The organism is Pseudonocardia sp. (assembly GCF_050246655.1).
Taxonomy (GTDB): Bacteria; Actinomycetota; Actinomycetes; order Mycobacteriales; family Pseudonocardiaceae; genus Pseudonocardia.
In genome coordinates, this window is sequence record NZ_JBFWVQ010000072.1 from 20,894 (window position 1) to 30,365 (window position 9,472).

Genomic DNA, 9,472 nt, shown 5'->3' on the forward strand with positions numbered 1-9,472 from the left:
GGCGGACGGCTGTCCGGGTCAGCCGGCGGCGAGGATCTCCGCCGGAGAACCCATCGGGGGCGCCGAGCCCAGGGGTGCGCCGAGCTGCTCCGCCGCGGCCTGGCCGCGCACGGCGAGCTGGGACGTCGCACCCTGGCCCGGGGAGCCCGCGGCCATCGGGGTGGCCGCTCCCGGAACATTCTGCGCCCCCCGCACCGTGATCGGGCTGCCGGGGGGTTCGGCACAGTAGGCCTTCCTGTTGACGGGGACGTCGGTGACGTCCGAACCGGGTCGGTGGACGGTGCCCTCGTAGCCCGCCGTGCACGCGGGCGGGTCCGGCTCCAGCACGATGCCGAGATGGGCGGTGCCGTCGCCGGGGGTGAGGGTCGGGATGCCGGAGGCGACCCCGGGGTAGGTGGCGAGCACCTGGCGCAGGTTGGCCTGGCGGGGCTCGGCGACCCGCGAGATCGTCAGCAGGTTCGCGAGGAGGTCGCCGAGGTCGCCGCCGCTCGCGCGCAGCAGCTTGCTGACCTCGTATCCCGCGGCGGGGCCGGTCTCGAGCAGCCTGCGGATGTCCGGGTCGGAGCGTTCCAGCTGCTCGGCGAGGAGCTTGAGGTCGCGCGAGATGTCGCGAAACCCCGGTGCGAGGTCGTTCTGGGTGGCGAGCACCGTGCGCCCGTCGTCGAGCAGCGCGAGGGTCTGCGGCAGCGCGTCGCGGGCGGCGTCGGTGAACGCCCCGGTGGTGTCGAGGATCTGCTGCAGCGGCTGCGCCGTGCCGTCGAACGCGGTGCCGAGCTCGTCGACGACGGTGCGCAGCGACTCCCGGGGCACGGAGGCGGCGAGCGCGTCGACGCTGCCGATGAGCTGCGGGATCGGCACGGGGACCCGCACGCGGTCCGCGGGCACGACGGAGCCGCCCTCCAGGTACGGCGCCGCGTCGCTGCGGGGGACGACGTCGACGAACTGCTCGCCGATCGCGGAGAGGTGGCGCACGACGATGTCGGTGTCGGCGGGGATCGGCGGGGCATCGTCGTCGATGTCGAGGGTCATCTCCAGGCCGTCCGCGGTGAGTCGCAGCGGTCCGACCCTGCCGACGCTGACGCCCCGGTAGGTGACGTCGGCGCCGGTGAAGATGCCGCCCGGATCGGTCATCCGGACCGTCACCGGGTAGGTGGCGGAGCCGAGCAGGTTCTCGAACCCGGCGTACCGGAAGCCGACGTAGCCGACGCCGATCAGCGCGACCAGCGCGAAGCCGAGGAGCTGCAGCCACATCGTGCGGGTGATCACGAGTCGTCTCCGAGCTGGTCGAGCGCGCCGGCCGGGTCCTGCGGCACGGACGGGATCGGGGTACCGACCATCGGCAGTTCGGCCCCGGACGGCAGCGGAGCGCCCTGCAGCGGCGCGAGCAGCTCCGACGCCGCCCCCGCGGCGCCCGGCGGCCCGGCCGGGGCGAGCGGGACGCCTGCGGGCGGGGCGGAGGAGAGCAGGGTGGCGAGCAGCGGGCCCAGGTCGGCGTCGACCGTCACGTAGAGGTTGGCGTAGTCGCCCGCGAACGCCTCGAGCGCGTCGTTCGTGAACGGGATCGTGCCGATCAGCTCCAGCGACTTCGGCAGGTCGTCGCCGGAGTCGGCGAGCTTGCGCAGCACCGGCCGCAGGAGCTCCAGGTCGTCGACGACGTCGTCCTGGCTGCGGTCGATCACGTCGACGGCGACATCGGAGAGCCGGTCGAGCGCGCGCAGCAGGTCGACGAGGTCCTCGCGCTGGCGCTCCAGCTCCCGCAGACCCGGCGCGATGTCGTCCAGGGCGGTGTCGATCTGGCCGCGGCGCTCGCGTAGGACGCTGGAGAGGCGGTTGAGCTCGTCGAGCGCTCTGGTGATCTCGGAGCGGTGCTCGTCGAGGCCCCCGACGAGCACGTCGAGGTCGCGCAGCAGGGCCCGCACCTCGTCCTCGTTGCCGTCGAGGGCGGCGTTGAGCTCCACGGCGATGGTGCGGATCTGCGCGACGCCACCGCCGTTGAGCAGCATCGAGAGCGCCCCGAGGACCTGCTCGACCTCCGCGGCCGTGTTCGTGCGGGCCAGCGGGATCGTCGCGCCGTCCGGGATGCGGGCCGTCCCGGCTGGGGCACCGCGGTTCGGCTCGATCGCGACGTACTTCTCGCCGAGCAGGCTCGTCTGCGCCACGCGCGCGACGGCGTCGGCGGGGATCGCGACGTCGCCGTTGATCGCGACGTCCACCAGTGCGGTGTACTCGGGCGAGACCCGGATGCCGGTGACGGTGCCGACCGTGACGTCGTTGACCTTCACCAGTGACTGCGGCACGAGCTCCAGGACGTCGGCGAACTCGATCGTGAGCGGGTAGGGGTCGTCGCCGAGGTCGGCGCCGCCGGGCAGGCTCACCCCCTGCAGGCCGCCGGTGGCGCAGCCCGCGGTCGTGGCGGCCGTGAGCGCAAGCACGCCCGCGAGCGCGGTGGCACGGATCGCGCGCATCAACGGCCTCCCCCGGGCCGCAGGAGCGGATCGAGGAGCCCCGGGGTCGGCTGCTCGGCGGGTCCGGCGGGCCCGTCCGGGACGGTCTCGGGCGCGGGGGTCCGCGTCGACTCCGGCGCGGTGGCGGTGCCCGGGATCGGGCCGGGATCCGGCACGGTCGTGACGTCCGCTGGCGCGCCCGGCTGGTCGGTCGGCACCGCGAGGCCGGGGACCGGAGCGGCGGCGGGATCGGCAGACTCGGCGGGCAGCTGCGCGCGCAGTGCGGTGATGAACTGCGCGTCGTCGCCGGACGCGGCGGCGGCCTGGCCCACGAGCCCGCAGATCGCGCCGATCGGGGTGTCGCCCGGCTGCGCCGCCGCCCGGCAGACGAGCCCCAGCAGGTCGGGCAGCGCGAGGTTGACCCGCGTGTCGAGGGTGCCCGCGCTCGCGTTGTAGGCGTTGAACAGGTTGTTGAGGCCGGCCGGTGCGACGTCGAGGATCTCCGCCAGCGCCTTGCGCTGGCGCACCACGGCGTCGGTGACGGTGGCGAGCTGCTCGACGTCGGTGTCGAGGACCTCGCGGTTGTCCCGGACGAACTCGGCCACCTCGCCCAGGGCGATCGACAGCTCGCGGATGGCATCTCCGAGCTCCTCGCGGTCGTCGGCGAGGAAGCCCGCCACGTCCCGGAGGCGGCCGTTCAGCTCGCGCACCTCGTCGTCGTGCGCGGCGACCGTGGAGACGAACAACTGCAGCTCGGTGACGGTGCCGAAGAGCTCCTCGCGGGAGTCGGCGAGGGTCCCGGAGAGCTCGCCCAGGTCACGGACGGCCGAGTTGAACGCCTCGCCGTTGCCGTCGAGGTTGCGCGCGCCGACGTCGACGAGGTCGGCGAGCGCCCCGTTCCGGTTGGCCCCCTCGGGGCCGAGCGCCGTGGCGAGTGCGGTCGCCGTGCGGGCCAGGTCGTCGACGCCCAGCGGCACCGCGGTGCGCTCGACGGGGATGACGGCGCCGTCGGGCAGCACGGGCCCACCGGAGTAGGTGGGCGTGAACTGGATGTAGCGGCCGGTGACGACGCTCGGGGAGATGACGACGGCCGAGACGTCCGCGGGGAGCACCAGGTCGTCGTCGGTGATCTCCATCTCGACCCTGACCCGGGTGCCCGCCGGTTCGACCGAGGTGATCGTGCCGACTTCGACGCCGAGCACGCGCACCGAGTTGTCGGGGAACACGCCCTCGGCGGAGGTGAAGTAGGCCGTGACGGTGCGGCTCGTGCGGCTCAGCGTGTAGGCGGCGGCGAGGGAGGCGAGCACCGCCACGACCGCGACGACCGCCGCGATCCGGAACCACCGGGGGGAGCTCGCGGGATGGCCCATCGTCAGCACCCGACCAGCACGGGCCCGGCGCCGAGCTGGATCGACGTGCAGTTGTCGAACCAGCGCCCGTTGCCGGTGGCGTTCGTGAACAGGCGGATGAACACGGCCTGCAACTTCAGGCCCTCCTCCAGCTCGCGGCGGTTGCGTTCGAGTACCTGGGTCACGTGGTCCAGCGACTCCAGGGTCGGGGTCAGCTGCGCGGAGTTGTCGTCGACGAGGCCGCGGAGCTGCTGCGAGACCGCGATCGTGCTCTCGAGCAGGTCCTCGATGGCGTCGCGGCGCCGCTGCAGCTCGGCGAGCAGCGAGTTGCCGTCGCGCAGCAGCGTGACGATCTCGTCGTTGCGGCCGTTCAGCTGCGACGCGAGCTCCCGGGTCCCGGCGAGCAGGCTGCGGATCTCGTCGTCGCGGCTCGCGACCGTCCGCGACAGTCGGGAGAGCCCGTCCAGCGCGCCGCGGACCTCGGGCGAGGTGTCGCGGAACGTGTCGGCCAGCGTCGTGAGGCCCGCCGCGACCTGCTCGGTGTCGATCTGGTCGATCGTCGCGGACAGGCCGTTGAACGCGTCCAGGACGTCGAAGGGGGCGAACGTGCGGTCCAGCGGGATGGTGGCGCCCGGCTCCAGCGGCGTGTCGCCACGGGGATCGAGCGCGAGGTTCTTCGCGCCGAGGATCGTGCGCACCTCGATCGACGCGCTGGTGAGATCGCCGACGTAGGCGTCCTGCACGTCGAACGAGACCAGCACCCGGTCGCCCGCGAGCTCCACCGACCGCACCCGGCCCGCCTCGACGCCCGCGATCGTCACGATGTCGTCCGCGGCGAGCCCCGCGGCCTCCCGGAACTCCGCCTGGTAGCCGGTGCCGCGCCCGAACACGCGGTCGTAGCTGAACGCGCCGACGGTGACCGCGAGGATCGCGAGGATGCCGATCACCGCGATCGGGACGGGGTTGCGGCTGGAGAAGGACCGCATCAGCCACCCACCACCAGGGGGAGGTCGAGATCCGCGGTGTCGCGTGCGGCCAGGCCGGCGAACGGGTCCAGCGGGGCGGTGGAGGTCGATCCCCAGCGCGGGAGGTCCTCGACGTCGGTGATGCCGTCCTGGTCGGGGTCGGGGCCGCAGCGGTTGGGGTCGCCGACGGGCACGGTCAGGGTCTCCAGTCCGGAGATCGTCTGCGACTGGTCCAGGGGCGGCGGCAGGCCGGGAACGGGAGGCGTGTAGCGCAGGTTCAGCCCCTCCAGACCGCAGAGGTAGAAGTTGAACCAGCTCGCGTAGCTGCCCGCCCGCGACATCGTGTTCAGCTTCTGCGGCAGGATCCGCAGGAACTCGTCGAGCACCTCGTCGTTGCGCTCGAGGTTGTCCGAGAGCCTGCCCAGCGCGGCGATGTCGTCCTTCAGCGGGGGCCGGGCCTCGTCGAGGAAGCCCGCGGTGGTGCGCGCGAGCCGGTCCACCGAGACGATCGCGTCCCCGATCGGCTCGCGGTCGGCGTTCAGTCCGGACACCAGCGCCTGCATCGACGCCACCAGCTCCCCGACGCGCTCGTCTCCCGCGTTGAGCGTCCGCAGGACGACGTCGAGGTCGTCGACGACCTGGCCGACCACCTCGTCGCGCTCGGCCACCGTGTTCGTGAGCGACGACGTGCTGGCGAGCAGGCTGCGGACGGTGCCGCCCTGCCCCTGCAGCGTCTGGACGATCTCGAAGGAGAGCTGGTTGACCTGCTCGGGGTCCAGCGCGGTGAACAGCGGCTTGAAGCCGTTGAACAGTACCGTGAGGTTGAGCGGGCCCCGCGTGCGCTCGACGGGGATGGTCGCGCCGGGCGCCAGGTGCTCCCCCAGCGAGCCGGCTCCGGTCTCGAGCTGCAGGTAGCGCTGCCCGATGAGGTTGCGGTAGTAGATCGCCGCCTCCGCCGAGGCGGGGACCGGCGTGCCGTCGCCGACCGTGAACGTCACCTCGGCCTGGTTGCGCTCGACGATCGCGACGTCCGTCACGCGGCCGACGATGACCCCGGCGATACGGACGTCGTCGCCGCGCAGCAGGCCGCCGGCGTCGGTGAAGCGCGCCCGGTACTCCTGCGTCCGCCCGCCCTGGGAGTTCGCGATCGTCAGCCCCAGCGCGGTGGTGCCCACCGCGACGACCAGCGCGAGGGCCAGGAATTTCGCGAGCGGGACGAGCGGGATCCGGCTCACGTGAAGCTCACCTCGCTGCCCCGCAGGAGCGGCCCGACGAGCACCGTGCTCCAGCCGGGGACCTCGGCAGGCGAGCTCGCCGTGGCCAGCCCGAGCAGCTCGGCGACCATCTGCTGCTCGCTCGCGGAGTTGACGATCCCCATCGCGCCGCTGGACCCGGCGCAGATCGCGGGCGGCACGGCGGCCGCATCGGCGTAGACGTCCGGGTCGCAGAACGAGTTGGTGCCGTCCCAGGTGCCGTAGGTCTCGACGCCGTAGTCGGCGGGGTCACCCATCGGCTGGTCCGGCAGCGCCTTCGGGTGCAGCGAGCCGTCGCGCATCGGGCCGTCCGGCGGGTACTGGAACTGGTCGACCACCTGCGGGTAGCAGCGCGGCCCCCGGTCGTCGGCGTAGCGGGGCTCGTCCCGGTCGGGCACGTAGCTGCCGCGGTTCACGACCAGCTCGGCCGTGATGTGGACGCCGGGGTGGTCCGAGCCGGGTCGCATCGCGTTGTTGATCTGGTCGACGCCGCGGGCGAGGTAGGCGAACAGGCACGGGAACTCCGGTGAGTACCGGGCGAGGCTCGCGAGTGTCGGCTCGGCCGAGTCGGCGAGGCTGATGATGTTCTCGCCGTTGTCGTCGAGGAACTCGCGCAGGTCGTCCGCACCGCCGGTGAGGCCCGCGGTGAAGTCGTGCAGGTCGTCGCGCTTCTCGACGACGGTGCGGCCGGTCGTGGCGAAGGCGTCCGCGGCGTCGAGCAGGTCCGGGGCGGCGTCGGCGAGGTTCCCGGAGAGGTCGGCCAGCTCGGAGATGTCGGCCTGCAGGTTCGCGAGCCCCGCGTCGTTGAACTCGTGGACGAGCCCCTGCAGGTTCACGATCGTCTCGCCGACCTGCGTCCCGCGGCCCTCCAGCGCCATCGACACAGAGCTGAGCGTCGTCGCGAGCTTCTGCGGCTCGACGGTCTGCAGCAGCGGCAGCAGGCTGTCCAGGGCGGTCTGCAGCTCGACCGCCTCCGGGCTGGTGTCGGTGCGGATGACGTCGCCCGCGGCGATCGGCCGCGTGACCGTCTCGGGCGTGGTGCCCGGTGGGAAGACGAGCTCGACGAACTTCTCGCCGAAGAGCGTCTTGGGCAGGATCCGCGCCGAGACGTCCGCGGGGATCTGGTCGACGTAGCGGGGCTCCAGGAGCAGCCGGATCCGCGCGCCGTCCTCGGCACCGGTCGTGGTGATCGTGTCGACGCGCCCGACGATCAGGCCGCGCACGGTCACGTCCGATCGGGGGTTGAGCTGGCTGCCCGCGCGGTCCGCCGCGAGCGTCACCGGCACGGAGTCGTCGAACGCCCCCCGGTAGCTCGCGATCGTGGCGGCGACGAGCGCCACGATCACCGCGACGAGCGCCGCGCCCTGCAGGGTCCGCTTCGTCCCCGCACCCATCAGGCCACCCGCACCGACGTCGACGTCCCGAAGATCAGCAAGGTGAGGAAGAAGTCCAGGATCGCCGTCGCCACGATCGACAGCCGCACGGACCGGCCGACGGCGACGCCGACGCCGGCGGGCCCGCCGCGGGCCCGGTAGCCGTAGTGGCAGTGGATCAGAATGATCACGAACGCGAAGACGATGACCTTGAGGAAGCTGTACAGAACGTCGCTGACCGGCAGGAACAGGTCGAAGTAGTGGTCGTACGTGCCGCCGGGCAGGCCGTTGATCAGGGTGACGTTGAGCCGCGACGCGACGAAGCTCATCAGCAGCCCGATCGTGTACATCGGGATGATCGCGATGACGCCTGCGATCACGCGGGTGGTGATGAGGTACGGCACGCTCGGCACCGCCATCACCTCCAGCGCATCGATCTCCTCGGAGATGCGCATCGCGCCGAGCTGGGCGGTGAAGCCCGCGCCGAGCGTCGCCGTCAGGGCTGCGGCGGCCACGAGCGGGGCGATGTCGCGGGTGTTGAAGTAGGCGGTGATGAAGCCGGTGAGCGCCTCGACGCCCAGCGAGTCCAGCGCCCGGAAGCCCTGCAGCCCGACGAGGCTGCCGACGAACAGCGACAGCGACGCCATGACCCCTGCCGTGCCGAGGATGACGATCAGCGCGCCGGTGCCGAAGCTGACCTCGGCGAGCAGGCGCGCGACCTCCTTCTTGTAGCGGGCGAGGGTGCGCGGGATCCACGCGACCGCCCGCGCGTAGAGCGAGAGCTGGTCGCCCAGCTCGGCGAGGATCTCGGCGGGGCGGTCTGCTGCCCGGCGCAATGGTCCGGTGAGGGCCATGCTCACGATCCCTTCGGCGGGACGAGCTCGAGGTAGAGGGCGGTGAGCACCAGGTTGATCAGGAAGACCAGCACGAACGAGATGACGACGGCCTGGTTCACCGCGTCGCCGACGCCCTTCGGCCCGGGCGGCGGGTTGAGCCCCCGGTAGGCGGCCACCACGCCGGCGGTGAAGCCGAACAGGAACGCCTTGACCTCGCTCACGACGATGTCGGAGACCTGCGCGATCGAGCTGAACGCCGCGATGTAGGCCCCCGGCGTCCCGCCCTGGACGATGACGTTGAAGAAGTAGCCGCCGCCGACGCCGACGACCGTCGCCAGGCCGTTGAGCACGAGCGCGGTGGTGGCCATCGCCCAGACCCGGGGGACGACGAGGCGCTGCACCGGCGAGATGCCGAGGACCTCCATCGCCGCGATCTCCTCGCGGATCGTCCGCGCGCCGAGGTCGGCGCAGACGGCGGAGCCGCCGGCACCGGAGATCAGCAGCGCGGTGACGATCGGCGCGGCCTGCTGGACGATCGCGAGCACCGAGCCCGCACCGGTCTGGCTCTGCGCGCCGAACTGGCGGGTGAGCTCGGCGAGCAGCAGCGCGATCGTCGCGCCGAACGGGATCGTGAACAGCGCCGTCGGCAGCGCGGAGACCTTGGTGACGAACCAGGTCTGCTCGATGTACTCGCGCACCTGGAGCGGGGGCTTGACGGTGAGCCGCAGGACGTCGAGCCCGAGCGCGAACAGCCGTCCGACGGGCGAGAGCGCCCGGGTTAGGAGATCGGGTGCGCCCGCCATCAGTCGGGCCGCACCACGGGGAAGCGCCGGGTCTCGTCGTCACGGTCGTGCAGTCCGCCCGGCGACTCGCGGATCGCGCGCTGCGCCGCGGGCGGCAAGGTGCGCATCATCGCCCGCACCCGCGCCTCGCGGCGCGCCACGGCCTGGCGCACCGGCAGCCCCGGTGACGCCACGAGCTGCGGTTTCATCGGGGGCAGGCCCTCCAGCTCCCCGTCGGCCTCGGCCATCTCCCGGGCCGCCTGCGCGGCGTCCTTCTCCTCCGACATGCCGATCGGGCCCTGGCGGCGGCCGTTGAGGAACTGCGCCACCACCGGTTCGTCGCTGGTCAGCAGCACCTCGCGCGGGCCGAACATCGCCAGGTGCTTGCGGTAGAGCAGGCCGATGTTGTCCGGCACCGTCTGCGCCGAGTTGATGTCGTGGGTGACGATGAGGAACGTCGCGTCCGTCTG

Annotated in this window: 8 protein-coding genes and 1 pseudogene; all 9 read right to left on the reverse strand. The window is 72.7% G+C overall.

Going from position 1 to position 9,472, the window contains the following annotated elements; translation table 11 throughout:
* Window positions 1-18: 18 nt before the first annotated feature.
* Window positions 19-1,266 carry an MlaD family protein gene (locus tag AB7J25_RS20710; protein ID WP_428511245.1) on the reverse strand — a complete coding sequence of 416 codons (1,248 nt, stop codon included), beginning with the start codon at window positions 1,264-1,266 and terminating at the stop codon, window positions 19-21.
* On the reverse strand, window positions 1,263-2,465 hold the full coding sequence (locus AB7J25_RS20715) for an MCE family protein (RefSeq protein ID WP_428511246.1): 1,203 nt from the start codon (window positions 2,463-2,465) through the stop codon (window positions 1,263-1,265). The genes AB7J25_RS20710 and AB7J25_RS20715 overlap by 4 nt, the downstream gene beginning before the upstream one ends.
* On the reverse strand, window positions 2,465-3,814 hold the full coding sequence (locus AB7J25_RS20720; RefSeq protein ID WP_428511247.1) for an MCE family protein: 1,350 nt from the start codon (window positions 3,812-3,814) through the stop codon (window positions 2,465-2,467). Before AB7J25_RS20720 ends, AB7J25_RS20715 begins: the two co-directional genes overlap by 1 nt.
* A gap of 2 nt (window positions 3,815-3,816) precedes the next feature.
* The gene (locus AB7J25_RS20725; RefSeq protein WP_428511248.1) at window positions 3,817-4,779 is read right to left on the reverse strand and encodes an MCE family protein; all 963 of its coding nucleotides are present in this window, start codon (window positions 4,777-4,779) and stop codon (window positions 3,817-3,819) included.
* Entirely contained in the window at window positions 4,779-5,993 is a 1,215-nt protein-coding gene (locus tag AB7J25_RS20730) for an MCE family protein (protein WP_428511249.1), read from the reverse strand. The genes AB7J25_RS20725 and AB7J25_RS20730 overlap by 1 nt, the downstream gene beginning before the upstream one ends.
* On the reverse strand, window positions 5,990-7,405 hold the full coding sequence (locus AB7J25_RS20735; protein ID WP_428511250.1) for an MCE family protein: 1,416 nt from the start codon (window positions 7,403-7,405) through the stop codon (window positions 5,990-5,992). Before AB7J25_RS20735 ends, AB7J25_RS20730 begins: the two co-directional genes overlap by 4 nt.
* Window positions 7,405-8,238 carry an MlaE family ABC transporter permease gene (locus AB7J25_RS20740; RefSeq protein WP_428511251.1) on the reverse strand — a complete coding sequence of 278 codons (834 nt, stop codon included), beginning with the start codon at window positions 8,236-8,238 and terminating at the stop codon, window positions 7,405-7,407. Before AB7J25_RS20740 ends, AB7J25_RS20735 begins: the two co-directional genes overlap by 1 nt.
* A 2-nt stretch (window positions 8,239-8,240) precedes the next feature.
* On the reverse strand, window positions 8,241-9,023 hold the full coding sequence (locus tag AB7J25_RS20745; protein ID WP_428511252.1) for an MlaE family ABC transporter permease: 783 nt from the start codon (window positions 9,021-9,023) through the stop codon (window positions 8,241-8,243).
* Window positions 9,023-9,472: pseudogene (locus AB7J25_RS20750) on the reverse strand (ABC transporter ATP-binding protein); the annotation flags it as partial. The pseudogene AB7J25_RS20750 and the gene AB7J25_RS20745, both read right to left, overlap by 1 nt.

Coding starts and splice junctions, on each gene's coding strand:
- AB7J25_RS20725 (WP_428511248.1), bottom strand. CDS start 4,779: ATGCGGTCCTTCTCCAGCCGCAACCCCGTCCCGATCGCGGTGATCGGC.
- AB7J25_RS20745 (WP_428511252.1), bottom strand. CDS start 9,023: ATGGCGGGCGCACCCGATCTCCTAACCCGGGCGCTCTCGCCCGTCGGA.
- AB7J25_RS20720 (WP_428511247.1), bottom strand. CDS start 3,814: ATGGGCCATCCCGCGAGCTCCCCCCGGTGGTTCCGGATCGCGGCGGTC.
- AB7J25_RS20715 (WP_428511246.1), bottom strand. CDS start 2,465: ATGCGCGCGATCCGTGCCACCGCGCTCGCGGGCGTGCTTGCGCTCACG.
- AB7J25_RS20740 (WP_428511251.1), bottom strand. CDS start 8,238: ATGGCCCTCACCGGACCATTGCGCCGGGCAGCAGACCGCCCCGCCGAG.
- AB7J25_RS20735 (WP_428511250.1), bottom strand. CDS start 7,405: ATGGGTGCGGGGACGAAGCGGACCCTGCAGGGCGCGGCGCTCGTCGCG.